Source organism: Collinsella sp. CLA-ER-H6 (assembly GCF_040092305.1).
Taxonomy (GTDB): Bacteria; Actinomycetota; Coriobacteriia; order Coriobacteriales; family Coriobacteriaceae; genus Collinsella.
On the sequence record NZ_JBBNLS010000014.1, the window covers coordinates 17,875 to 44,583 of the forward strand.

Sequence of the window (26,709 nt, forward strand, 5' to 3'; positions counted from 1 at the left end):
ATCGGCGGTCATACAGGAACGTACCGTTTATTCGCAGCATGCCGAGGGGCTATGCACGGGGGCGCATTCCGCAACGTGCGAATCGAGCCATTCGATATCCTCGGCAAGATGTGCCACGCCCAGATGGTGTTCACCCGGACACACCTCGTGCCGCAGGCCATCTCTGCGACCCAGCAACTTGTAGGCATCGCGCACGATCTTGAGCTGCTCGTCAACATTTTTCAGCCCGCGCGCACCGTTCAGATGATCCTCTTCGCAGCTCTGCACCAACAGCGGGCGCGGCGCGATGAGCGAGGCAATATCGCCCATGTCGAGTAAGCGCCAAAGTCCGGGTGTGTAGTTGCAGCTGCAATTGCCATTGAGGTGCAGCAGTGAATCACCGACACCGTACAGATAGCCCGAGACAAACGCCTTGCGCACACGCGGGTCGAGTGCGGCCAGGTACAACGTCATGTAGCCGCCACCCGAAAAACCAAAGCAACCCAAGTCATCCATGGCAATGTCGCCGCGCGCCTCCAAGTAATCGATCAAGCGCATGTTGTCCCAGACGTTGAGGCCCGCAACCGTGAGACCCAGTGGCTCGGCCATACGTGCTTGATTCAGACACGTACCGCGCAGGTAGCTGTTCTCGTCATCGCCCTGACCCTTCCAGTCACGACGGTATCCCCAACCGCGCGCATCAGGGCAGACGGTCACGTAACCCATGCGTGCCAAACGCAGACCGTAGTCGTAATTGAACTTACGCACGGCATCATCGACAGCCGGCACGCCCGCAACACCAGCTACACTTGCAGCACCCGCTCCCTGATGGCCATGCGGGCAGATATAGCAACACTTGCGGCCGCGCGCATCGAGCTTAGGCGACTGCGGCTCGAGCAGGTAGAACGGCATCCAAACATCACGCTCGACCTGCAACATCGCATGGGTGCGCACGATGCCGCCGGCAACCAGCACGCGGCTGAGCTCACGAATCTCAATCGGGACGCGGTCCATAAGCGAAAGGCCCAAAACATCGTACAGACGAGTCCTGGTCGCAATCTTCCATGCCTCAAAATCTGCAGGAGTCTTGCCCGTAAAAGCAGCCGAACGTCCCTCGCGCTTCAGCCGGGCACGCAGCGCAGGCTCGTCTTCGCAGTACGTCTCGATGTGCACGGTGCGGCCATTGGCAGACAGTTCAACCGTCTCAACCGCATCACCGTCGCCGCCCTCGGGATCCCAGCCATCCCCACCGGCAAGCACCTGCTCGCGAGCGTACCCGGCGGCAGCCATCACATCGAGTTCATTCGCCCACGGCACCCAGCCGGTAGTATCACCCGCCGGCCCATGCAGAATCGCGCCAGCATACTGCACGCAGTTGTGTGCCGCCGGCTTATTCCAATCCCACCAGCCTTCGCGCTTGATATGTCGCCCCAGCCAGCAATCGATCAGCGCAGTTTGCGCCCATTCGCGCCAAGGACGACCCAGGTAGACCGAATCCGGCGCCACGCCATCCGGAGCTGTAAACGAACAGCCGTGGAACACAAAGCCGTGCGGCTCGCCTTCGGGCGTCGACGCCGCCGTCACGTAGCCGTTCACGTCCATATCGCGGTTGAGCGAGCGAATCTCGCACCCCTCAAAGTAGGCACGCGCGCCGCCAAAGATAAAGTCGACATCGCCCTCGATCCGGCAACGTCGAAAATACTGGCGCCCCACCCGGCGCGGCGCATACTGTTTGGGTCCTATAAACCCGCCCGGTTTGGCCTCATGCGGCGGCAGCGGACCCAAAAACAGCGTGTCTTGGTGTCCCTTAATGCAGCAGGCATCGACAACCAGACGGTCGCCATCGGCATACAGGGCAATCGCCTGACCGACCTCGCGCCCATCGCCCGCATCGTTTTCGATCGTGAGGTTCTCGAGCCGTACGTCGTCGGCATCGACCAAAACGGTATAGGTCCTAAACGTGCCGAGCGTGCCGTCGACGCCCGAGCCGTCCTCCGAAGGCATCTTGGCACCCAGGCTGCCCACGATACGCACGCTGTCGGCCGTCTCTCCCTCAATCGTCACATGCGAGCGATGAATCTCGACCCGCTCGCAATACTCGCCCGGATCGACGCGAATCATCACCGGTTGCTCGGCATCCGGATAGAGCTGATCGGCTGCCGCCAAGGCATCGGAAATCGTTGGATACGCTCCTGCCGCAGCCCTCGAAACGCACAGCGTATAGATACTTTCGCTCATCGTCCATCACGCTCCCAGGAAGCGAACTGTTCAGGCCAGCCCTGAACCTGTGGCTGAATATGCTCGGCGCAGCCCTTAAATGCCGTTTGGGCCGTGGCGAGCGATGCCCCATGCTTTCCATGCGGAAAGACATGTAGGCTAAAGCCAATCCCGTGGTCGGCAAGAGCCTGCGCAAGAAGGAGGCTATTTTGAACTGGTACCGATGCATCCTCGGCGGTATGCCACAAGAATGTACGGGGGAAGCCATCGCCCACCATATTCTCGATCGACAACTTTTGAGCCAAAGCGCCATCGGCACCCGTTAGGTGTTCAAACGAACCACGATGAGCATAGGTCCCCGAGCTTACGACCGGATAGCCCAAGCAAAGTGTGTCAGGCCGAATCGACTCAGGCGATGCCGAAATCGACTCTGCAAGCCAGGGTTGGTCCCAAAGCGCCCCGAGCAAGCCAACTAGATGCCCACCGGCCGAAAAACCCATGACCGTAATCCGATCAGGATCGACACAGTACTCTGCCGCATGGCTTCGGACGGTATCGACCGCCCGCGCGAGTTCTTGCAATGCCAGCGGATAGACAGCCGGAGCAACCGAATAGTTCAGTACAAACGCTTGGTAGCCCATCGCCAACAAACGGAGCGCTACCGGCTCGCCTTCGCGCGGCGAAATGTGATCGTAGCCGCCTCCTGGCACGACCACAACTGCAGGCAGCGGTTTTAAAGCATAAGCATCTTCGGTCGGGGCAAAAACATAAGACGTAATCGTGGCAGACGAGCCATCGACCCCGACAGGAATCGTTTTATTGAGCATGTATTCCCTTTCACCATGATGCGTAGCGCAGCGCACACGGCCGTATCGCACAAGGGCTGCATTGCCGATTTATCCGACAATGCAGCCCTGGTCATCACCCCGAGTTAGGAGCGGATAACCTTGTCGACGTTCTGGAGCTGCAGTTCCTCGCCGTCCTGGCCCTCGATCACCACATTTTGCAGATCGAGTACCTTGACGTTTTGCGCGATGATGCCCTGGCGTACCATGGGCTCAACGCCGCAGGCCATGGCCGGGACAAAGGGCTCGGCATCGTCGGCAAAGGTAACGTGAACGTCTTGGAACGTCAGACGCGTCACCTTGCTCTCGGGCAGACCCGTGATATAGGCCGCGGCAGCATGGCAGTTGGTGGCCTCGATATCGCAAAACGTCGTGGCACCAAAGCCGGGCGTGCGGTCGTCGACGGGCAGCGCCTCGCGAGACTGCACGTAATCGGTCTTGCCGTCCTTGTCGCAGAAGTAGAACGAGTTGACCACGAAGGGCGTGAGCACCTCGTCCATGCGAATGTGCTCAAAGGTAATGCCCTCGTTGACGGCGTCCTTGCCGCGCCCGCGGCGGGTCTTGACGCGCAGGCCGCGGTCGGTGCGTTCAAAGAGGCACTTGCTCACGGTAAGGTCCTTGATGCCGCCGGCAGCCTCTGAACCCAGGACCACGGCGCCGTGGCCATCGTGCATGTAGCAGTGAGAGATCAGCACGTCGTGCGTAGCGGGGCGAAGCTCGGGCTCAATGCCCAGCTTGCCGCTCTTGATGGCGATGCAATCGTCGCCCACCGAGAACTGACAACCAAGGATGCGAACAAAACCGCAGCTCTCGGGATCGAAGCCGTCGGTGTTGTGGGAGTTCTTGGGGCCCTCGATCGACAGGCAGAGCGCATCGATGTGCTCGCACAGGATGGGGTGGACGTTCCACGCCGGGCTGTTGCGGACGGTGAAGCCAGCCAAGCTCACGTTTTGGCACTCGGACAGGAAGATCATGCGCGGGCGGGCGACCTCACGGCCCTCCTCGGGGCGGAAGATGTTCTTAAAGTCCTTGTTCCACCAGTTGTCCTCGGCAAAATCAGTCTGACCGTCAATCGCGCCGCGGCCATAGATACACACGTCGTGCACGCTCAGACCCGTAAAGGTAGAGCAGTAGGTCGAGAAACTCTCGCCCTCCCAGCGGCCCAGGGGCAGCATATCGGTGCCGGCATACCCGGCGCCCTCGTCGCCTGTGACCGTGCCCGGAATGTAGGCAAGCGCCGCGCGATCGTGACGGGCCAACAGCACCGCTCCCTCGGCGAGCTCGATGTTGATATTGCTCTTAAGGAAGAGAGACTTGATGCGATAACTACCGGCGGGGATCAGCACGCGGCCACCCTTGGGGCAGGCCATGATGGCAGCCTGGATGTTGGTGGTGTCATCATGCTCGGCATCGCCCTTGGCGCCACAGTCGCGAACGTTGATGGTAAAGGGCTCAGCCGGCGTGGTGACACCTACGCTCAGCTCACGCTCGCCACAAACAAAACGAACCAGGTTGCGCTTGCCGGGGGTCAGGCCGTCGACATAGGTCTCGACCGTATTCGTGGTACCGGCGGGCTCGTCGTTGACAAAGATCTCCCACGTATCGGCGCAGGTAAAGTAACCGCCGTCGTCAAGCTCGATAACCGCCGCGCGCGCGTTGCGCCAGATAACGTTCGTCTCCATGGATTTCTCCCTCAAAAAGATGCTCTAAAGGCAAATTGTACGCTGTTAAAAAAGGGCCGTACCTGCCGGCGGAATTCCGGTGGCACGGCCCTGTGATTTGGACGATATGTCGGCCTTACTCGGCGGGAGTTACGCTACCGTCCTGGAAGCCAACGTTGTTGTGGGCAAAGCAGTCCTCGTACTTAAAGCCGGAGAGCTCCTCGCAAAGCGCCTTGACCTCGGGCTTGACGTCGGCCATCTTGCCACCCTCCTTGACTCGGTGAATCTCGTCGCAAAGGACGTCGCACTGCTCCTTGTCGATCTTGATGCCGCGGGCAAGGACGGCCGCAAGCAGGAAGAAGCCGGCGCAGCCGATGATCATGTAGCCGCAGATATACAGAGGCACGGTAGCGGGCTGGGTCACGGCGTCGCTATTGCCGGCGGTCTGAATGAAGCCGGAGGCAGCAAGGACGATAGCCCACACGTTGACGGCGATAGCCTGGGCGATCTGCTGGCAGAGCTGCTGCGCGGAGCTGTAGATGCCCTCGCGACGACGCAGGGTGATGAGCTCATCGACATCGGGGATGTAGTTGAGCAGAACATCGGGCAGGTACTGGAAGCCGACGTAGAAGAACTTCCAGATGGCGAAGATGATGGGGTAGGCGATCATGGCGATGGCGACCGTGGAGGTGCCGTTGATCTGACCAAAGGCGAAGTAGTTGTAGGCAATGATGCACGCAGCGCAACCGACATTTGCGAGGTACCAAGACTTGTGGAAGCCCTTCTTGGCCATGAGGGCGACCCAGATGGCGGTGCAGACGATAGCGACGACCTTGCCAGGCATCTCCATCACGGACTCGTAGGACTTAGGAATCTGCAGGCAGTAGACGATGAAGAAGGACAGGCAGGCAGACCAGCAGGCAGCAGCGAGCTTCGTGGAGACCTGTGCGTACAGGACCTTGCGGAAGGACTTGTTGCGGAAGGTGGAGATAACGTCCACAAAGAACTTCTTGATACCCTCGCCGACGCTCTCGATCTTCTCCTGAGCGACCTCCTCGGGGGTGTGCTCCCACGTGGACAGGTACACACAAAGCAGCGAGATTGCCATGACCGAAGCGTTGACCGTAGCGATGATGAAGTAGCTGAACGGGTTGGTCTCGCCGAAGGTGCCAAAGCCGAAGCCCACAAGTGCAGCCATCAGGAAGCCGGCGGCGTTACCAAAGAGATGCTTGTAGCCGGTGAGGTACGTACGCTCCTTAAAGTCGTCGGTCATCTCGATGGTAAGCGGCGACAGGTTGGCGGTGCAGAACGTGTACGCGACGTTGTAGATCAGGTACAGCACAAAGTAGTACGGGAAGCCAAACGGCGTAGCCACGAAGATGAGCGGCTCGGCGATCATCATCGGGATGGCCAGCAAGATCCAGAAACGACGACGACCAAAGATGCGGCCAATCTTGGTGGCATAGAAGTTATCGGCCACAAAGCCCATCAGCGGGCAAAGAATGGCGTTGACATAGATGGCAAACGAGCTGATCAGTGCAGCCTCGCCTGCGGACAGGCCACACTCCGTGGACAGGAACAGCACCATGTAGCTGTGCGTAAAGGTCAGGGCACCGGAATTGAGCATACCGCCCATACCAAAGCCCAAGCGCGTCCAGAATGTGATCTTACGCTTTTTTCCGATCTTATTAGTCATCGAGCTCCCTCTCTTTTCTCGATTGTCTTGCAGCAAGACATTGGAGTCCACACTGACATCTGTCTGCCCAGCGTTCAGGGTGAACGTTTAGTTAGATTATGCGCGATTCCTTACGAAAGGTGAACGTTCACTTGCATATTATCCTCGAACGGTCGATTTTTACCGCTGAACGGACACAATTGAGATCCTCACACCTATTTTCTGCTGGTAAAGGTGCCATGCTGGACAGCCATGAGATAGGTGAACGTTTATCAGATTTTCCACATATTCACTTAACCACGAAACGAAAAAGCCCCGCCGAGAACACTCCCGACGGGGCCGATGACATCGCGCTATGCTTGGGCGCATTTGCCACTACAGGCAGACGCCGTCCTTCCAGATACTGATCTCGTGACAGCCACGGCGCTCAGCACTCGTGAGCTTACCGCTCGCCGTCTCCAGCACCAGCTGGTACAGATCGTGGGCAGCCTCGTCGAGCGTGCGCTCACCCGTGGCAATCACGCCAGCGTTAAAGTCCATCCAGTTGGCCTTGTGGTCGCACAAACGCTGATTGGTGAACACCTTGAGGGTAGGCGCCGGCGCGCCAAACGGTGTGCCGCGGCCGGTCGAGAACAGAATCACGTGGCAGCCGGCAGCCGTCAACGCCGTGGTGGATACCATGTCGTTGCCCGGACCGCACAGCATGTTCAGGCCGTGTTTATTTGCCTGGCCGGCATACGGCAGCACGTCGACGATGGGGGCAGATCCGCCCTTTTGCACGCAGCCGCAGCTCTTGTCCTCGAGCGTGGCAATACCGCCGTCCTTGTTGCCGGGACTCGGGTTCTCATAAACGACCTCGCCGTGGCTAATAAAGTAGTCCTTAAATCCATTGAGCATGTCGGAGGCAGCGTTAAAGACCTGCTCGTTCTCGCAACGGTCGAGCAGGATGCTCTCCGCGCCAAACATCTCGGGCACCTCGGTAAGCACCGACGTGCCGCCACGGGCGACGACCATATCGCTCACGCGACCGATCGTGGGGTTGGCGGTAATGCCCGAAAGACCGTCGGAGCCGCCACACTTAAGACCAATGACCAGCTCGGAGGCCGGAATGGGCTCGCGCTTGGACTGCTTTGCCAGGTCTGCCAGCTCGGCCAGAATCTTGTGGCCCTCGATTTGCTCGTCGGCTACATCCTGGCAGGTGAGAAAGCGAACGCGCTCGTGATCGAAGTCACCGAGCTCGTCGAGCACCTGCTGGTGTGTGCAGTTCTCGCAACCGAGCGACAGGAACAGCACGCCGGCCGCATTAGGGTGACGCGAGAGCGCCACCAGCAGACGACGCGTCTGGACATGGTCGGCGCCGGTCTGCGAGCAACCGAACGGATGCGGGAAGTAGTAGACGCCCTCCAGCGAGCCATCGACCAGATCCTGGGCCTGCTCGCACATGGCACGGGCGACTTCGTTGACACAGCCGACCGTGGGGATGATCCACAGCTCGTTGCGCGTCGCGGCACGACCGTCGGCGCGGCGGAACCCCATAAAGGTCTCGGGCTCAACCGACTCAACGACCGGATGCGTGGGGTTGTAGGTGTACTCGACCTCGCCCGAAAGGTTGGTCTTCACATTGTGCGTGTGGAGCCACTGACCGGGCTGGACATCGCCCGTCACGTGTCCGATAGGAAGGCCGTACTTAATGACGTCCTCGCCGGCGGCAATCGAGCGCACCGCCATCTTGTGGCCTTGCGGAATATCCTCCGCGGCCACGACCTCGCCCACCCCGGGAACCGCGACGGCGGTGCCCTTGGCAAGCGGCGACAGCGCGACGATCACGTTGTCGGCCGGATTGATCTGGATAGTGTTCATTGCAAATGGTCCTAACCCTACAGGTTGAGCAGAAGTCGAGACGCGGGCACGCCGTCCCGCGCCCGCGTCTGCGCCGGAAATTTACGCCTGAGCGTTGGCGAAGGCCTGCTTGGCACCCTCGGTGCGCACGACGGCGAGCGCACTGACGACAAACTCCTCAAGACCGGCGATCTGCGTAAGGTCCTCGCCCCACATCTGCTCGTTGGTGAGCACGTCGTGCACCAGCTGGGCATCGTCGGCACCGGCGTGGGCGGCGTAGAAATCGAGTACGAAGGCGTCGTCCTGAGCGGTGTACTCGGTGCCGTCGGAGCGACGCAGGTGCAGGCCGTCGCCCTCGCGGGACACGAGCTCCTGCGTGTAGAAGGAGATGAGCGTAGCGAGGCTCGTCGCCAGGCACTTGGGCAGGTTGCCGGTCTCGGCAACGTAGTCCTTGAGCGTGGGCAGGTCGCGAGCGCGCCACTTAGCCGTGGAGTTGAGGCAGATGGAGAGCAGCGCATGATCAATAAACGGGTTGTCGAAGCGGTTTTCGACGGCGGCGGCAAAGGCCTTGCAGTCCTCGACATCCAAGTCGGCGGCAAGCGTCGGAATGACCTCGTCGTAGAGCATGGTGTTCATGAAGCCGCGAATGGTCTCGTCATGCATGCAGTCGCGCACGATATCAAAGCCGGCAACCCAGGAACCCGGAACGAAGGCGGTATGGGCACCGTTGAGGATGCGGACCTTGCGCTTTTTGTACGGGGTGACGTCGGGAGTCACAAAGACACCCGGAAGACCAGCCTTCACAAAGGGAAGCTTCTCGGCAAGCGACTCGTCGCCCTGGATGCCCCACATCTGGAAGGGCTCGCGCACGGCCAGGAAGGGATCCTCGTAGCCCAGACGCTCGGCAACCGCCGCGGCCTCGGATGCGTCGCGGATACGGCCCGGTACGATGGTGTCGACGAGCGTGGTGCAGACGGTGCAGTCGTTGGCCATCCACTGCGCAAACTCGTCCTCCCAGCCCCAGTCGCTCACATACTGGTTCATGATGCGCAGCAACTCCTCGCCGTTGTGATCGATGAGCTCGCAGGCGAGGACGATGACGCCCGGCTTACCGGCAGCCCAGCGGGTGTGGAGCACCTGGGCAAGCTTGGCGGGGAAGCTCGCGGGTGGCATGTCGTCGGCCTTGCAGGACGGGTCATAGGCGATACCGGCCTCGGTGGTGTTGGAGACGATGATCTCTAGGTCGTCGGAGACAGCGACCTCCATCATGGCGCGGTAGTCGTCCTCACGATACGGGTTAAGGCAGCGGCTGCAGGCGCTGATCACGCGGGACTCGTCAACCGTGTTGCCGTTCTCCTTGCCGCGCACCAGCACGGTGTACAGATCGTCCTGGGCATTGATACCGTCGGCAAAGCCAAAGGCACCGCTGATGGGCTGCACCATGACGACCTTGCCGTTCCAGCCGGTGGCCTCGTTGCCCATGTCAAAGAAGCGGTCGACGAAGGCGCGCAGGAAATTGCCCTCGCCAAACTGCAAAACCTTCTCGGGAGCATCCTTGGGCAGCAAATAGCCCTTGTAGCCGATCTTCTCGAGCGCATCGTAGCTGATGTTCTCCATCTATGTGTCTCCTTAGATGTTTGTTAGCGTGCAAGCAAAACGGGGCTCCGCGTGTGGCAACGGCGCCCAGGGTTCGATGTGATTCGATGCGGGCTTAGGCCTCGTCGGTGTCCAGGTCAAAGCCAAAGTAGCGGACCGCATTGTTGTAGCTGATGTCGCGCACGATACTGCCCAGCAGCTCCATGTCGGCCGGGTACTTGCCCTGCTCGACCCACTCGCCGATCACGCTGCACAGCACGCGACGGAAGTACTCGTGGCGCGGATAGGACAGGAAAGAGCGGGAGTCGGTAAGCATGCCCACAAAGTTGCCCAGCACGCCCTCGTTAGCCAGAGCCGTAAGCTGCTCGCGCATGCCGACCTCGTTGTCGTTGAACCACCAGGCGGAGCCGTTCTGGATCTTACCGGCAGTCGGAGCCTCCTGGAAGCAACCCATGACGGTATCGATCATGGTGTTATCGATGGGGTTCAGGCTGTACAGGATGGTCTTGGGCAGGCCGCAGGTCTCCTGGATGGAGTTGAGGAAATCGGCGAGCTGGTCGGACGGCGTGTAGTTGGAGATGCAGTCGTAGCCGGTGTCGGGACCGAGTTTGGCGAACATGGCGCGGTTGTTGTCGCGCTTGCAGCCAAAGTGCAGTTGCATGGCCCAGCCCAGACGGACATACTCGCCGGCAACGAACTGCATAAAGGCAGTCTTGTACTTGAGGACCTCTTCCTCGGTAAGCGGCTCGGCAGCCAGACCCTTGGCAAAGATAGCCTCGATCTCGTCGGCGGTAGCCGGGACGTACATAACGTAGTCGAGTGCGTGGTCGGAGGCGCGGCAGCCCAGCTCGTGAGCAACGTCGTAGCGCTTGGAAATGGCAGCCTTCATGCCCTCAAAGTCGCTGACCTCAACGCCGGCAACCTCGGAAAGGTGCTTGCAGTAGTCGGCAAACTCCTGGCCGCGCTCGATGCGCAAAGCGGCATCGGGGCGCATGGCGGGAACGACCTGAACGTCAAAGCTGTCGTCGGCGGCAATCTTCTTGTGCCACTCAAAGCTGTCGGCGGGGTCGTCGGTAGTGCAGATCATGCGGACGTTGGACTGCTTGATCAGGTTGCGGCAGGTAAAGCTAGCCTCAGCGAGCTTGGCGTTGGCAAGGTCCCAGACCTCCTGGGCAGTCTTGCCGTTGAGGACGCCCTCGTAGCCAAAGTAGCGCTTAAGCTCCAGGTGGCTCCACTCAAAGACGGGGTTGCCAACGCAGCGACCCAGGGTCTCGGCCCACTTTTGGAACTTCTCGCGAGCAGGGGCGTCGCCAGTGATAAAACGCTCGTCGACGCCGTTGGCACGCATCAGGCGCCACTTGTAGTGGTCGCCGCCCAGCCAAACCTCGGTGATGTTCTCGAAACGCTTGTCCTCCCAAATCTCCTTAGGAGAAATGTGGCAGTGGTAGTCGACGATGGGCATGCCCTCGGCAAAGTTGTGGAATAGCTCCTCGCCGGTCTTAGTGCTCAGCAGGAAATCCTGATCGTCCATAAAGTTTTTCATCAAACAGCCCCTTTGCTGGCAACGCGGGCGCACGGCGCGCTCGTTATCCTTTAGGTGAACGTTCACTATACTAATCTATTGCACCTCAAAAGGTGAACGTTCACCTAACAACCACGGGGTGAACGGTAGATTTTGCCCGTTCAACGGTTGCTGGAGATGTGACTTGCATGTATTGCGGACTGGTTGGCGTCCCCGATCACCAAACTTGAGCGCTTTTGCTCAGGTGGGTCATGTCCCGACGTACATTTTTGGGAGTATTCAGCATTGGAGCGCGCCGTGCGCCATCCTCAGCGTCCTATTTGGAACGCAGATAGCGCCCGATCGGCATAAAAAGTGCCCCCGATGGCAAATTGCGCCATCGGGGGCACTTAAAACAGTCGTTCTGCACCTCATTCAGGGCATGCCGATGCTGAATACTCCCAAAAATGCACGTCGCAAGAGGGGGTACCTGCTCAATCGGCTAAATACCCGCAAGTTCGCAGTAGCGATCGACATTGCTGGCAAATACCATCTCGACGGCGCCCTTCTGGACGGGCACCGTCGGGGTCCTTCCCCACAGCAGATAATCGCCCAGCGTCTTAGCGCCGCGATACGCCAGGCTCGTCGGGTCCTTATAGACAATATTGGTAAAGATACCGCGGCGCAAGGCCAGAGCACTTTCGGGAAACAGGTCGTTGCCGATCACCATGACCTGACCGGCCTTGCCGGTCGAGACGAGCGCGTCGGCAACCACTTCGGAACCAACGGCAAAAACGCTACAAATGAGCTCAGGGGCGTCCGGCGCACTCAAGCGCTTTTCGAGCTCATGCTTGAGCTGTTTGACTTGCGCATGGGCACCGGCAAGGTCCTCGACCTGCCATGGAATATCTCGTTCGCGCAGGTAATTGTGGAAGGCGCGGGCGGTTAGATAGTGCGAATCGGTATATGGGTCGCCTGTCAAAAGGAGCACGCGGGCGTCGGCCCCAGAAGCATGGACCAGGTTTGCCGCCTGCTCGGCCATAAGGCTGCCTGCCGTCGAATAATCGGCCAAGCTCGCACCCAAACGATTCAAATGCGGACGGTCGCCGTCGACAAGCTCAATCGTCACGCCCGCCTCGGCGATCTGCCCCAAAAGCTCAGTCGCACGATCGTCGCCCGGCGCATAGGCGAGCAAGCCATCAATCTTCTCGCCCACCTGCAGACGCTCGTCGATTTGCTCGAGTGCATCAGCGTAGCCGCCCACGCCAAATTCAACGCGCTCAACCGTAATGCCCCGGTCGATGACCTCCTGTTCAAAGCGATTGCAGCCTTCCCACAGGTAACGGAAAAAGTACGCTCCCTCGCGCGATGCGCGGGGCAGGCAAAACACCAGATTGATATCCTTGCGGCGCAGGCTTGAGGCACTTGTGTTGCGGTGATAGCCCATGGCCTCGGCCTTAGCGTTCACCTTGGCGCGCACGGATTCGCTCACGCCGGCCTTTCCCGTCAGAGCCTTGTGCACGGTATTGATGGAAACGCCAAGCTCGGCGGCTATGTCCTTCATGGTTACGCGAGCGCTCATGCGGTTACTCCGTTATAGATAAGTTGCCAATTAATAGTCCAGTTAACGATACCCCAAAAATACTCTTCGACTCGCCGTGCTCTCCCTCAAATGCACAAAGCGCCCCGCGAACGGATGCCCGCGGAGCGCTTGGATGTCCGGACCTTATTTGATACCGCGGCCCAAGTCTTCGGCGATTTTGTCCACGCCCTTAAGTGCGGCGCACGTCTTTTTGTTGGAGCAATGCCCCGTGCAAACGCCACCCTGAGCGCAGTCAGCGCAGGTGCCCTTGCGGTAGATGCGCACGCATACCGCGACAAACGCAATACCGATAACAGCCAGTACAACAATATCGATAGGTGCCATAGCAAGCCTCCTCTAGTTAACCATCACTTACTTTACTCCATTCTCCACCTACCGAATAGGGACAGGTTTAATTTGGTCAGTTTTATCTGCGGAAACGCCACATCTTACTTCTGGAGCAAAGCAATCTGTCCCCCCATTGCGTCAAAAAGCCCGAGTGTCACTGAGACACCCGGGCTCGTGGAAAGGGGTTAATCCTTATTCTGACTTAAGCGGAAACTGCAGCGGAAGCAGTGTTGGTCTCGTCCTCGTCGGTCCAAGCGTGCTTGGGCATAGGACGGAAAATCTGGAAGAGCATCGCGACCAGCAGCACGATAGCCACAACCGTCCAGAAGCCAAACTGCCCAAGGACAAGCAGGTTATAGAACTGGTTGATGAACAGGCCGATCACCCAAGCGAAGGCGCACTCGTAGCCGAGGGCAATCGCGGTCCACTTGCCGGAATCCATCTGGTTGCGGATGGCACCCATGGCGGCAAAGCACGGAGCGCACAGCAGGTTGAACGCGCCAAAGGCGACGCAAGCGCCCATGGTGGGGAACATGCCGGCAAACGCGGTCCACAGGCTCGGGTCGGTCTCGCCCGCGTCGGCAACGGACAGCAGCGAGCCGGCGGTGGCGACGACGTTCTCCTTGGCGACAAGGCCCGAGACGGACAGCGCTGTTGCCTGCCAGGTGCTAAAGCCAAGCGGGGCGAAGATCCAGGAGACCAGGTTGCCGAGCATGGCAAGCACGGAGTAGTCCATGAACTCCTCGGAGATGCCGTCCATCGCGGGCAGGTAGCCAAAGGAACCATTGTAGCTACCAAAGTTGGACAGGAACCAAACCACGACAGTGGACGCGAAGATGACCGTGCCGGCCTTCTTGATAAAGGCCCAGCAGCGCTCCCACACGTGCAGCGCCCAAGAGCGGATCGCCGGGAAGTGGTAGGCAGGAAGCTCCATAACGAACGGCGTCGGGCGACCGGCGAAGAGCTTGGTCTTTTTGAGCATGAGGCCCGAGGCGACGACGGCAAAGACGCCCAGGAAGTAGAAGAGCGGGCTGATCCACGCGGCGGTGGTGGAAGAATCGCCGATGATGGAACCCATGAGCAGGGCGATGATCGGCAGCTTGGCGCCACAGGGAATAAACGTGGTGGTCATGACCGTCATGCGGCGGTCCTTCTCGTTCTCGATGGTCTTGGTGGCCATGACGCCGGGAACGCCGCAGCCCGAGGTCACGAGCATGGGGATAAAGGACTTACCGGACAGGCCAAAGCGGCGGAACACGCGGTCCATGATGAAGGCGACACGGGCCATGTAGCCGCAGTCCTCCAGGAAGGACAGCATCACGAACAGCAAGAACATCTGCGGGACAAAGCCCATGATGGCGCCGATGCCGGCCACGATACCGTCGCAGACCAGCGAATCGACAAGACCGCCGTCCTCGGTGCCACCCGCCACAAGAGCGTTATGCACCGCGGTGGTGATACCCGGGACATAGGGACCGTACTGTGCCGGGTCGACCGAGTCGGCATTGTCGCCCGCAGCCTCGACAGCTGCGTCGTAGGCGTCGCGGCCCTGGCCGAGCACATACCAGCCGTCGGTGCCGAAGAGCTGGTCGTTGGTGAAGTCGGTCACCGTGCCGCCCAGGGTGGAAACGGCGATGTAGTACACGCAGAACATGATGACCACAAAGATCGGCAGGCCCAGGATACGGTTGGTAACCACACGGTCGATCTTCTCGGAGGTGCTCATCTTGGCCGGGGCCTTGGTGAGGCACTCATCGATGATGTGCGCGATGACGCCATAGCGCTCACCGGTGATGATGGACTCGGCATCGTCGTCGCAGTCCTGCTCGCACTGGGCGACCAGCTCCTCCACGCGAGTGGCCTTCTCCTTGGTGAGGTTGATGAGTTTGCAGGCGTCTGCATCACGCTCGAACAGCTTGACGGCGTAGTAGCGACGCTTTTTGGCGGGAACGCTTGCCGGCAGATTGTTCTCGATGTGGTCCAGAACGTCCTCGATGGAGGAATCGAACTTGTGCTCCGGCACCTGGCCCTTAGAAGCAGCGGACTTCTTGACCTGCTCGAAGAGCTCCTTGATGCCCTTGTTCTTAAGAGCCGAGATCATCATGACCGGGCAGCCGAGCTTCTTGGAGAGCTTGTCCGTGTCGATCTTATCGCCGTTCTTCTCGACCAGGTCGGCCATGTTGAGGGCAACGACCACGGGCAGGCCGGTCTCGATAACCTGAAGCGCCAGGTACAGGTTGCGCTCGAGGTTGGTGGCGTCGACAACCTGGACGACCACATCGGGCTCGCCGCTCATGAGGTAATCGCGCGAGCATTGCTCCTCGGGGCTGTAGGGGGAAAGCGAGTAGATGCCAGGGAGGTCCGTGATGGTAACGTTCTTGTCGCTTAGGAGCTTGGCTTCCTTTTTCTCAACCGTGACGCCGGGCCAGTTGCCAACGTAGCCGTTGGCGCCGGTGATCAGGTTGAAAAGCGTGGTCTTGCCGCAGTTGGGGTTACCCGCCAGCGCGACATGGATCTGAGAATCCGCCATTCAATCCTTCTTCCTTGTGTGCCTGTGCTGCTTTCTCCGCGCAGGCTGGATAATGTGCTTAAAATTGCAGCATTAAGTTAGAAATACCTAACTTTATCTGCAGAAATATGCGCCGCGAGTCCTTACTGGACCTCGACGACGGCGGCCTCCTCCTTGCGGATGGAAAGCTCGTAGCCGCGCACGTTGATCTCGACCGGATCACCGAGCGGTGCAACCTTTACGACCTTGAACGAAGTGCCCTTGATGAGCCCCAGGTCCATAAGGTGGCGGCGAAGCGCACCCTCACCGTGAAGCTTGACGATGGTAGAGCTCTCGCCCACCTTAACGTCACCCAACGTCTTCATCCTCTTGTCCCCCTTTCGGTTTTTATGAAATGCTGCAGACTAACCGACGGTCATGATGTGCATAGCAACCTTGGAATCGATACCAAAGCGTGCGCCCAGCACGGTGACGATAATATTGGCGCCACTCGAGCTCACCACGTGGATTTCGTTGCCCTCGACAAAGCCGAGGTCCTTGAGGTGGTGTTTCATGTCCTCATTGCCCTTTACACGGGACACGCGCACGGTTTCGCCCGCTTTTACCATCGAAAGCGGCATGGCCGGCATCTGCGGTCCGCAAGACATGAGTGGCTCCTAACGTCAGTTCGTCCTTAACATCGACACGGTAAAAGTTAACCACGCCTATGTTCGTTATAGTAAACTAACACGTGGTTAACTTTTTGGAAAGGGTCCGCATTCAGATTTCGAAAAAGTTTCCTATACGAAACAAAGGCGCCGCAAAGACTGTCTCTTTGCGGCGCCTTGCCACACCAATTGATGCAACAGAGGGGACTGCCCCTTTGTCACATTGTTGAGATTAGAGCGAGAGGTTTCTGATCGACGTAACGCAGGAGGCCTCATCTACGCCCGAAACGCGAAAGATGATGTCCTCGCCGCACTCGCCGTAGAGAGCCATGAGTCCCATGACATCGCGGCCATCCGTGTGGCGATCGCCGATGCTGACTGACACGTCGCTACGATGCTTGGCAATGATGTCATAGAGCAGCGCAACCGGGCGGGCATGTAATCCCAACGGATCTTTAATCGTCTTTGTAAACTCGACCATGTCCCCTCCCACGACATCGCACATTCGGCCGGCAAAACCCAGCCACGTGGTAGCTATTGTACCGTTAGATGCTTCTCGAGAGCTCCTCTGAACACCTCGTGGTCAAAAAGTGGCAAATATGAGTACTGTCACCAATTTAGTAGCAGCAAAATCGAGAGCAAATTGCCTAATTTGAGCGATTCGAAGAGGTTGAAAGCCGTCAAACGCCCTTTAAAGGGAGTTAGATAAATCGATTTTGAGCCCATTTTCGCTCAGAGCAGGCCGAAAAATATGGCACTTCTTTTGCAACAGTACTCATATTTGGCATTTTTTGACCACAGGGTCCAAAACATGTCTCAAAACACAAAAGGAGGGGCCCGAAGGGCCCCTCCTTAGGAAAGGGAATCAAGTTGTTCCTCAGCTGTGAATAAATCCCAGCTTCTACTCCATCATGTCGAGAACAGACGGACGCAGCTCGCTCTCGGCAGCCTCGGGATCGGTCTCGCGCAGACGGTTGATATAGCGGTTGTACCACATCACGGCAAGGCCCAGGAAGACAACCACACCGCCAACGTTGTAGACCAGCGTCAGCCACAGCGGCTGATCGAGCGGAATGGTGCCGCAGATAAGCACGAAGCAGAAGACCACAAGCAGGAATGCGGCAACGACCAGGCCAAAGCTGCGCGAGCCCATGCGGAAGTCACGGGGAGCGGCGTCGAAGTTCTTGCGCAGCATAAAGTAGGCAAGCAGAATCAGCAGCGGCGGGAGCAGAGCGGTGGCAGCCGTCATGTTGGTGACGATCATGAGCAGGTCGTCGAGGTTGCCGGAGCCCAGGGCCGGGATGATCAGGATGGGGACGACGATGGCGAACTGCAGCCAAGCAGCGCGGGCAGGAATGCCATGCTCGTTGAGCTCGACGATCTTGCTACCAAAGACGCCCTTGGGGATCTCGGTGAAGAAGACCTTGATGGGAGCGGAGGTCCACATCATGAGGGAGCCCAGCGTGGCGGCGAGAAGGATCAAGCCGATGGCGCGCGTAGACACTTCCATGGGAATGCCAAAGTGGGCAAAGACAGCGCCGAATACGTCGAAGATACCGGTGGAGATGGCAACGCCGCCCTCGGGGATGAACAGGTTAACCAGCAGCGAAGCGCCTGCATACAGAAGGCCGATGGTCAGGCCGGCGATAACGACGGTGCGCACGAAGGCCTTGACGCCACCCTTAAGGTCGTTAAGGAACACGCCGACAGACTCAGCGCCGCCAACGCCCTGGATGATCCAGGCAAGCGTACCGAAGAAGCCCCACGCAGTTGCGAAGTTGCTCATGTCGGGAGCCATGTTAGCGGGAGTAGGAGCCGTAGCGAACTCAACGCCGCCAAAGGCAGCAGCCAGGGACAGCAGGATGAACACGGCGGTCAGGCCGAGAGCCGCGGTCGAACCGAAGGAGGAAATGGAGCCGATCCACTTAGCGCCCTTGGTCGAAACCCACGTGGCGATAGCAAAGACAACGATCTCGATAATGGTGATCCACAGCTGCGAAAGCTCGGCGTTGGCACCAAAGAACACGTAGCTCGCGTAGATGATGACGTTGGGCAGGACGGACGCAAAGAAGAACAGGTTAACGAACCAGTAGCTAAATGCCGTCAGGAACGCCCAGCGACCACCCATCGAGGTCTTAACCCATGCGTACACGCCCGACTCGGAGTCCTTGTTAAGGCCGACGAACTCGGCGGTAACCAGGGTATAGGGGACAAAGTACAAAAGCGTGGCGAAGAAGAACGACGGCGCGGCTGCTAAGCCGATGGCCGCGTTGTTGTTGATGATGTTCTTGATACCGAACACGGCGGCGACCGTCATGCCCAGCAGAGCGAACGAACCAATCGTTCCTCGTTTTTCAGAGCTCATAAGCCCTCCCAATCATCTATTAAATGTCATCTAAACCCGTCCGAGCTGCAAGTGCAAACACGGACGGCGCACCTGCTAAGGGGAATGGGGAAAAGGGAGTCAACAAAGCCATCCCCCTTAACGGCGCGAAGCAAACGTCCAGGCGGACGAATACTACTTGTTGGGGAAGGAATAACCTTCGACCGTCACGTGCAGTACCACGACGCGGGGATCCGCGGCATCGGCCACGACACGGTAGGCCTCGTCAATTTCGACGACGGCAACGCCGCCGGCGGGAATCGTCACGGTCTCCCCCGCCCCCTCAAAGCGCTCGCGATCATCGATATCGCTGTAAGCGCGGGTGCAGGTGAGGCCTGCCTTGGGGGCAACCTCGACGGTCAGGTCGCCGTCGAGCGGAGCGAGCACGGCATGGTAGCGACGGTGACCGACCAGGTCGGCGGTTGCGGCCTCGCGGGCATAGACCCACCAGTACACCAGCGAGTCGCCGATGGAGTACGCCACATCGTGCTGCAGTTCAGAAACGCCGTCGAGCGCCTGGCCGGTACGCATCCACTTCTTGACGGACTTCATCTGAGCGTCGAAATCGGCGCGCGAGTTAAAGACATGCATGGCTTATGCCTCCTTAATGGGTGCCAGCGCCTGAGCCAAATCGGCAGACGTCAGCGGTCGCAGGGACACCTCAAAGCTGAAGCTCTCAAAACGGGTGCGATAGGAATCGAGCACCTCGGAACCCCAAGAGTTCGAGCCAAGGCCGAGCAGCTGGTCGTTGATGTTAACCGTGACCGTGTCGCCCGGAACAAGGTCGTAGACGTGCTTGGCATTATCAATAGCCTCGCAGCTATAGGGCCATGCCGAGAACGAGAACGGGTTGGAAGCGGCGTCGGCCGGACGAGTCACCAGCACGCCATCACCGTGGCTAGAGCGCAGGGCAACCCAGCGGGTACCCTCGCGGTTGGCACAGTCCTGAGGCATAACGTAGGGCGTGAACATGTCGTCGACCGTAGTGCGGTAATGACCGACCGGGTTGGCACGCAGCGAGTCCGGATAGTTCTCGCCCGGGCCGTGGCCATACCACTCGACGGCACGATCGCAACCGGGAACCTCAAAGGAGATGCCGATGCGCGGGATAATGTCCGAATAGTCGCCGTAGGGCTCGCCGGAAACCTTGAGGTCGACGCGACCGCTCGGAAGCACGGTGTAGACAAGCTCGACGCGCATGCCGAACGCGCGGACGGGAGGAGCAATACGTTGGCTCACGGTAACGACGACCGCATTGCCGTCCTGCTTCCAAAAAACCTGGCGGGTGGACGTCTGCATTACATCAATGAAGTTGTCCTTCCACAGGGAGTCGTACTCCTGGGCGTGGTTGTCGACGAGCGGATGCCAAAAACCAACCTGGGGACCAGAGGCCATGACGTCACGGCCGGATGCCTTCCACTCGCTCACGGTGCCGTTTACCTTGCTGAAGGTCAGCTCGCCGTTGAGGGAGTGAATGCGAATCTCCTGCTCGGTCTCCTCGACCGTAAGCTCAGGACGAGTGGGAGCCGCAATGGCCGGCGCCGGATGGTTTGCGATGGCAAACTGGTTTGCGCCCAGTTGGAACATCGGCTCGCACCAGACGTGAGCGGCCATGGTGTAGGCGCGCACAGTCAGCAGGGTCTCGCCTACCGCGGCCTCGTGAATCACCAGCGGAAGCTGGACGGACTCACCGGGGGCAACCGCACCGGGCATGAGCGTCTTGCGGCAGGCCACGTCGCCGTCCACCAGGGTCTCCGCCGACAGGCAAACATCCTCGAGGGTGGTAAACCAGCGCTTGTTGGTGACAGTCAGCTCGCCCGCCTCGGCGTCATAAGCCATGCGAACCGGGCAGATGACCTGGCCGTACTCGGTAAGGCCCGGGCTCGGCTGCTGCCAGGGGAACACCATGCCATCGATGCAGAAGTTGCTGTTGTTGGGGTAATCGCCGTTGTCGCCGCCATACATATCGTAGGCAATGCCGTCCTCGGTCACAGCAGCCAGACCGTGGTCGCACCATTCCCAGATAAACTGGCCTTGGATGCAATCCCAGCGATCGAAGACCTCCTGATACTCGGACAGGCCTCCGGGGCCGTTGCCCATGGAGTGACCGTACTCGCAATTGATGCGCGGCTTGGGGAACGGATGCTCACCAAAGTCGTTCATCTGCGACACACGGGAGTACATCGTGGAAATGACGTCGACGGTATCGGCGTTGCGGTCCTCCTCGTAGTGGACCGGACGACCATCGAGCTCGTGAGCCTTGGCGTACATCGCGCGGATGTTGCAGCCATAGCCGCTCTCGTTGCCCAGCGACCACATGATGATGCACGCGTGGTTGCGCTCCTGCATCACCAGGCGCTCAATACGGTCGACGTAGGCCGGCTCCCATGCCGGGTCGTCGGTAACCAGGGCGATGTTGCCGATATTCTCGAAGCCGTGGCTCTCCATATCGGTCTCGGCGACCAGCATGATGCCATACTCATCACACAGCTCGTAGAAGCGCGGGTCATTGGCATAGTGAGAGGTGCGCACTGCGTTGATGTTGTGCTGCTTCATGAGCTCCAGGTCGCGGCGCATGCGATCGAGGCCCACGGCGCGGCCCTTGTGATCGTCGTGATCGTGGCGGTTGACGCCATGCATTTTAAAGTAAGTGCCGTTGAGGTAGATATGATTGCCCTCGACCGTCACCTCGGCAAGACCCTGGCGATGCGGGACGTACTCGCTCACCTTGTCGTCGTCGTAGACCTCAAACGTAAGATCGTAGAGGAAGGGGTCCTCGGGATTCCAGAAGTGGGCATCGGTCACGCTGCACTCGGCATGGCTGTCGACGCACTCACCCGTAGCCACCACGTTCTCGCCATCGCTGAGCGTAAACACAACGCGGGAAGCGCCCTCGGCAACCGTATCGAGCGTGATCAGAGCGGCATCGCCCTCGCGGTGCGTGCGGAACCTAAAGTCGACCAGGTGCGCGGCGGGACGCTGCATAAGGTACACATCGCGGAAGATGCCCGAGGCCCACCACATGTCCTGATCCTCGATGTAGCTGCCATCGCTGTACTGCAGGACCTTGACCGCAAACAGGTTGTCGCCCTCGACGAGCGCGTCGGTCACGTCGAACTCGGCAGACAGGCGCGAACCCTTGGTCATGCCGATATACTGACCGTTGACGTACAGCTCGCCATAGCTCTCGATGCCGTCGAAGCGAATGATCTCGCGAGCGCCGGCAGGAACGGCGGGAAGGTTGACGATGCGCTGGTAGACGCCCGTGGGGTCGTCGGAGGGAACGAACGGCTGATCAACCGGGAACGGGAAACCCTCGTCGGTGTAGGCAAGGTTGCCATAGCCGTCCACCTGCCACAGGTGCGGAACCTCCACGTGATCCCACTCGGGCTTGTACGTGGAGAGTTCCTCGTTGGAGACGGCAGCGGGGCCCTCAAAGAGGCGGAACTGCCACGAGCCGGACAGCTGGACAAACCCGCGCGACAGCTCGCGGCTGTACGTTGCAGCGAGACCGGCGGTCTCGTAACCCATAAAGTACGCATGGGGTGCCAGGCGGTTCCTGTGGGTGAGCGCTTGGTTTTCCCAATCGTTAATGGCGTCCATGGTGATGCTCCTTCATCATCGTAGTGATTCTTGTGCAACCGGTTGTACAATCGCAACACTTATGTCACCCTGAGTATCGAAACTCAGCACAAGACATCGTTCTTAAGCTCGTAGGCAACCTCCACGCCCGCTGATATCTCACCCACACGAGACGTATTCGATTTCGGCTTGGTTGCAAAACGACACCGGTCACCGGATATCATGAACGCTGTTCAGGCGCACTATAGTAAGCTGTATCCGCACTAGCCCGTATCAGTGACAACATCGACCGCATTTTCCAGGAGACGCCATGACACAACCAGTTCGCACCGCACCTACGCTTGCCGAGGTTGCCGCAGCTGCCGGCGTGTCGCGCTCCACGGCATCGCGCGCCCTCAACGATTCGCCCCGCATTAGCGAGGAAACCAAAAAGCGCGTCCGCGCGGCGGCCAAGGAAGTCAATTTTGTCCCCAACGCTCGTGGCCGAGCGCTCGCTGTCGGGCGCACGGAAATCATCGCCGTGCTCGTGACCGAGCCTCTGAGTGAACTCTTCAGCGACCCCACCTATAGCGAGTTTTTGAGCGGCATTACCGAGGAACTGTCGGAGTCGTCCTATCTGCCCGTTATCTTGCAGGCGTCTTCTACGCATGAGCGCAACCGCGCACGCGAGCACTTTGAGCGCCGCTCGTTCGACGCCGTGATCGACGTCTCCCCCTACAAGGGCAGCGAGCTGCTCGAGGTACTGTGCGAGCTGGGCGTACCCACCGTGTTGTGCGGCCAGCTCGAGGGCCACCCCTATCGCGATGTGTTCTCGACAGTCTACTCTGACGACGAAGAGGGCGGACGCTTTGCGGCACTCGCCATAAAGGATCGCGGGCGCAAAGATATCGTCGCCGTGTTGGGACCGCAAGACAACCCCGCTGTTGCCGACCGCCTGCGCGGCTACCGCGCCGTCTTGGGCGAAGACCTCCCAGACGCAAACGTTATCTATACCGGCTGGAACAGCGGAGACGGCTATCAGGCCATGCACCAGATTCTCGCGCGCGAGATCGCTTTCGATGGCGTGCTCTGCGGATCGGACCGTATCGCGGCTGGCGTCATCACCGCACTCAACGAGGCAGGCCTATCCGTTCCTGCGGACGTTTCTGTCGTCGGCTTCGACGATCACGAGATTGCGGCGCGCTGCGTCCCCGCGCTCACGACCGTCCGCCAGCCCCTGCGCGAAGAAGGACACATGGCCGCCAACATTGTGCTCGACATGATCAAGGGTGCCGAGCCCACCACCTCCGTGATGCACATGCAGCTGATCCAGAGAGACTCGCTATAAGAAACTGGGGCAGGCTTTCTGCCAGACAGTTGTTGCGGAAAGCCTGCCCCGTTTTGAGCGCTCATTCTGGGGCACAGTTTCCGTTAGACAGCTCAACCGGAAACTGTGCCCCATTATTTGGCTGGATTCTGGGACGCAGTTTCCCAAAGGGGCCTGTTTGGGAAACTGCGACCCGTTCTGGACGCAAATTCCGGGTCGTAGTTTCCGCGACGCCCAGTCAACCTATGCCCTCGCAACGCCCGCGCATAAAAAACGAGGGAAGGCACGCGTCCTTCCCTCGTTACAGGCAATATGTAGCCGCTCGCCTACATCAGGCGCAGGCTGACGTCCTTGAGCTGGGCGCCACTAACGGTACTCGGAGCACCCGACATGAGGTCGGAGCCGCTGGCCGTCTTGGGGAACGCCATGACGTCGCGGATGGAGTCGGAGCCGGTAAGCAGCATGCACACGCGGTCCAGGCCCAAAGCGAAACCGCCCATCGGGGGCGCACCAAACTTGAGGGCCTCCATGAGGAAGCCAAACTGCGACTCGGCGCGCTCCTCGGTAAAGCCCAGGAGCTTGAGCATGGACATCTGCATCTCGGCGTTGTGGATACGCATACCGCCGCCGCCGGCCTCAAAGCCGTCCATGACAAAGTCGTAGGTGCAAGAACCGGCTGCCAACGGGTCGGCCTCGATCTTGGCGATGTCGGTCTCGGTCGGCAGGGTAAAGGGCTGGTGCTCGGCAGCGTAAGCCTTGCGGTCCTCATCCCAATGGAACAGCGGGAAGTTGACGACCCACAGGAAGTCGTGACCCTCGCGCTTGATCTCGAGCGCATTGGCCATGTGGGAACGCATGCCGCCCAGGATCTCGTCAGAGAGCAGGCGCGGGCCGGCGGCGAACATCACAAGGTCGCCGGGCTCGACGTCCATGCGCTCGCGCAGAGCCGCCATCTCCTCGTCCGAGAAGAACTTGACGATGGGGCTGTTGATGGAGCCGTCCTCGCGGAAGGCGATCCATGCCAGGCCCTTGGCGCCAAACGTGGAGGCCACGCCGGCGAGCTTATCGATCTTGGCACGTGCCCAGGCACCGGCGCCCTTGGCGTTGATGGCCTTGACGACGGAGCCCTCCTCGTTTGCGGCAGTCGCAAAGACTTTGAACTTGGAGTTGGCAAAGATGTCGGTCAGGTCGACCAGGTGCATGCCATAGCGGGTATCGGGCTTGTCGGAGCCATAGGTGTCCATGGCATCCCAGTAGTTCATACGACGCAGCGGCGTGGGCATCTCGACACCCATGCGGCCGAAGGCATCGGCAAGAACCTCTTCGAGCGCGCTCATGACATCGTTCTGGTCCACGAAGGACATCTCGATATCGACCTGGGTGAACTCGGGCTGACGGTCGGCACGCAGGTCCTCGTCGCGGAAGCACTTGGCAACCTGGTAGTAGCGCTCAACGCCACCAACCATGAGCAGCTGCTTCAGGAGCTGCGGGGACTGCGGCAGGGCGTAGAAGTTGCCCGGCTGGATGCGGCTGGGAACAATGAAGTCGCGGGCGCCCTCGGGCGTGGACTTAAACAGGGAGGGCGTCTCGACCTCCATGAACTCACGGTTGTGCAGCGCCTCGCGAATGGCAAAGGTAAAGTCGGAGCGCAGCTTGAGGTTGGCCATCATCTCGGGACGGCGGAGGTCCAGATAGCGATAGCGCAGGCGGGTGTCCTCGCTGGTCTCGATGCCGTCCTCGATCTGGAAAGGCGGGGTGACAGACGTGTTGAGCACCTCGGCGTGGTCGGTCAGGACCTCGATCTCGCCGGTCGCGAGCTTGGTGTTGGTGGTCTCCTCACCACGAGCGCGCACGACGCCGTGGATCTTGATGGGCCACTCGGGACGCATGGTCTCGGCGATCTTAAAGGCGTCGCCGTCGGAATGCTCGGGGTCGAAGGTGAGCTGCGTGATGCCCTCGCGGTCGCGAAGGTCGCAGAAGATAAGGCCGCCGTGGTCGCGGCGACGGCTCACCCAACCGGTGAGGGTGACCTCTTCGCCCACGTTCTCGAAGCGAAGCTCGCCGCAGGTGCGGGTGTGCATGGAATGCTCGTCAATGGGACGGGTCTGGCTCATACCAGTGATCCTCCTTTATGGATCTGTGCCGCCCCGTGTCGTTCCGGGCGGCGTCGTACAGATTTGCCCAGCCTGCGTAAACCGCGCAGCCGGACATGGCGTTCTATCTTATCGCACCTGTGTCGATGTGCCGCGGAAAAGTAGCTCCTGCCCAAAGACTTGACGGAGACGAAACAATTGACGCACCGTGGCCGTCGCCAAGGCGCGCCACGTGCGACAATGTGCCCCAATACAACTGCACTCGGAAAGGCCCGCCATGACTGCACGCCTCATCGTTATGGATATCGACTCCACGCTCATCAACCAGGAGGTCATCGACCTGTTGGGCGAGGAAGCCGGCGTGGGCGAGCAAGTGGCGAAGATCACCGAACGCGCCATGCGCGGCGAGCTCGACTTTAAGCAGGCGCTCGAGGAACGCGTGGGGCTGCTTGCCGGCTTGGACGAGAGTGTGTTCGAGCGCACCTTTGAGCGCGTGACATTTACACCCGGTGCGCTGGAGCTTGTGCGCTCGGCGCACAGCAAGGGCTGGAAGGTCGGCGTCGTGAGTGGCGGCTTCCACGAGGTCGCCGACAAGATCGTGGCTGCCGCGGGCATCGATTTTTGCCTGGCCAACCGCTTGGAGGTCGTAGACGGCAAGCTCACGGGCAAGCTGGCGGCAGACATTGTGACCAAGGAGTCCAAGCTCATCCAGCTGCTGGACTGGGCAGTTGAGTGCGGTGTCGACATGGCCCATACCGTGGCAATCGGCGACGGCGCCAACGACATCCCCATGATTCAGGCTGCGGGCACGGGCATCGCGTTTTGCGCCAAGCCCAAGACGCGCGAGGCCGCCCCGTTTGCCATCGACGAGCGCAACCTGATGCTCGCCATGGACATCATCCTGCGTGACTAGTCGATCCGCCCAACAATTGAATCAGTCTGTCCT

At 59.8% G+C, this 26,709-nt stretch carries 19 protein-coding genes; 2 read left to right on the top strand and 17 right to left on the bottom strand.

The window, feature by feature from the left end:
* Positions 1–27: 27 nt before the first annotated feature.
* From AAAX77_RS07140 to AAAX77_RS07215, 16 genes are all read right to left on the bottom strand, one after another.
* Positions 28–2,217: a pectinesterase family protein gene (locus AAAX77_RS07140; protein WP_349105532.1), complete on the bottom strand. Its 2,190-nt coding sequence runs from the start codon at positions 2,215–2,217 to the stop codon at positions 28–30.
* On the bottom strand, positions 2,214–3,023 hold the full coding sequence (locus AAAX77_RS07145; RefSeq protein WP_349105533.1) for an alpha/beta hydrolase: 810 nt from the start codon (positions 3,021–3,023) through the stop codon (positions 2,214–2,216). Before AAAX77_RS07145 ends, AAAX77_RS07140 begins: the two co-directional genes overlap by 4 nt.
* A gap of 104 nt (positions 3,024–3,127) precedes the next feature.
* Positions 3,128–4,723 (bottom strand): glycoside hydrolase family 28 protein, encoded by a 1,596-nt coding sequence (locus AAAX77_RS07150; protein ID WP_349105534.1) that lies wholly within the window; start codon positions 4,721–4,723, stop codon positions 3,128–3,130.
* Between the two features lie 115 nt (positions 4,724–4,838).
* Entirely contained in the window at positions 4,839–6,398 is a 1,560-nt protein-coding gene (locus AAAX77_RS07155) for an MFS transporter (RefSeq protein WP_117848131.1), read from the bottom strand.
* Between the two features lie 354 nt (positions 6,399–6,752).
* Positions 6,753–8,237, bottom strand: a complete 1,485-nt coding sequence (locus tag AAAX77_RS07160; protein WP_349105535.1) for an altronate dehydratase family protein — start codon at positions 8,235–8,237, stop codon at positions 6,753–6,755.
* Positions 8,238–8,318: 81 nt separating this feature from the next.
* On the bottom strand, positions 8,319–9,833 hold the full coding sequence (locus AAAX77_RS07165; RefSeq protein WP_006234769.1) for a tagaturonate reductase: 1,515 nt from the start codon (positions 9,831–9,833) through the stop codon (positions 8,319–8,321).
* A gap of 94 nt (positions 9,834–9,927) precedes the next feature.
* The gene (uxaC, locus tag AAAX77_RS07170) at positions 9,928–11,355 is read right to left on the bottom strand and encodes a glucuronate isomerase (RefSeq protein ID WP_196031468.1); all 1,428 of its coding nucleotides are present in this window, start codon (positions 11,353–11,355) and stop codon (positions 9,928–9,930) included.
* A gap of 460 nt (positions 11,356–11,815) precedes the next feature.
* Positions 11,816–12,895, bottom strand: a complete 1,080-nt coding sequence (locus tag AAAX77_RS07175; protein WP_347492187.1) for a substrate-binding domain-containing protein — start codon at positions 12,893–12,895, stop codon at positions 11,816–11,818.
* A 144-nt stretch (positions 12,896–13,039) separates the two neighbouring features.
* A complete protein-coding gene (locus AAAX77_RS07180) occupies positions 13,040–13,240 on the bottom strand; it encodes a hypothetical protein (protein WP_035136858.1) in 201 nt (66 codons plus the stop codon).
* A gap of 205 nt (positions 13,241–13,445) precedes the next feature.
* The gene (locus tag AAAX77_RS07185; RefSeq protein WP_349105538.1) at positions 13,446–15,773 is read right to left on the bottom strand and encodes a ferrous iron transporter B; all 2,328 of its coding nucleotides are present in this window, start codon (positions 15,771–15,773) and stop codon (positions 13,446–13,448) included.
* 122 nt (positions 15,774–15,895) lie between these two features.
* Positions 15,896–16,117, bottom strand: coding sequence for a FeoA family protein (locus AAAX77_RS07190; RefSeq protein WP_006234774.1), 222 nt, complete (start codon positions 16,115–16,117; stop codon positions 15,896–15,898).
* 39 nt (positions 16,118–16,156) lie between these two features.
* Positions 16,157–16,399 carry a FeoA family protein gene (locus AAAX77_RS07195; RefSeq protein WP_022094360.1) on the bottom strand — a complete coding sequence of 81 codons (243 nt, stop codon included), beginning with the start codon at positions 16,397–16,399 and terminating at the stop codon, positions 16,157–16,159.
* Positions 16,400–16,631: 232 nt separating this feature from the next.
* Positions 16,632–16,880, bottom strand: a complete 249-nt coding sequence (locus AAAX77_RS07200; RefSeq protein ID WP_022094361.1) for an HPr family phosphocarrier protein — start codon at positions 16,878–16,880, stop codon at positions 16,632–16,634.
* A 420-nt stretch (positions 16,881–17,300) separates the two neighbouring features.
* Positions 17,301–18,764, bottom strand: coding sequence for an amino acid permease (locus tag AAAX77_RS07205; RefSeq protein ID WP_329738563.1), 1,464 nt, complete (start codon positions 18,762–18,764; stop codon positions 17,301–17,303).
* Between the two features lie 153 nt (positions 18,765–18,917).
* Complete coding sequence (locus AAAX77_RS07210) at positions 18,918–19,373, bottom strand: hypothetical protein (RefSeq protein WP_035136853.1); 456 nt, start codon at positions 19,371–19,373, stop codon at positions 18,918–18,920.
* A 3-nt stretch (positions 19,374–19,376) separates the two neighbouring features.
* The gene (locus AAAX77_RS07215; RefSeq protein ID WP_349105539.1) at positions 19,377–22,385 is read right to left on the bottom strand and encodes a glycoside hydrolase family 2 TIM barrel-domain containing protein; all 3,009 of its coding nucleotides are present in this window, start codon (positions 22,383–22,385) and stop codon (positions 19,377–19,379) included.
* A 289-nt stretch (positions 22,386–22,674) separates the two neighbouring features.
* On the opposite strand from AAAX77_RS07215, the gene AAAX77_RS07220 reads away from it, so the two are divergent.
* A complete protein-coding gene (locus tag AAAX77_RS07220; RefSeq protein ID WP_349105540.1) occupies positions 22,675–23,691 on the top strand; it encodes a LacI family DNA-binding transcriptional regulator in 1,017 nt (338 codons plus the stop codon).
* A 305-nt stretch (positions 23,692–23,996) separates the two neighbouring features.
* Here AAAX77_RS07220 and aspS read toward each other — a convergent pair whose 3' ends face one another.
* Positions 23,997–25,784, bottom strand: a complete 1,788-nt coding sequence (gene aspS / locus AAAX77_RS07225; RefSeq protein WP_349105542.1) for an aspartate--tRNA ligase — start codon at positions 25,782–25,784, stop codon at positions 23,997–23,999.
* A gap of 256 nt (positions 25,785–26,040) precedes the next feature.
* Between aspS and serB the strand changes: the two genes are divergently transcribed.
* Positions 26,041–26,676, top strand: a complete 636-nt coding sequence (serB, locus tag AAAX77_RS07230) for a phosphoserine phosphatase SerB (protein WP_055285969.1) — start codon at positions 26,041–26,043, stop codon at positions 26,674–26,676.
* The last annotated feature ends 33 nt before the right edge of the window (positions 26,677–26,709 follow it).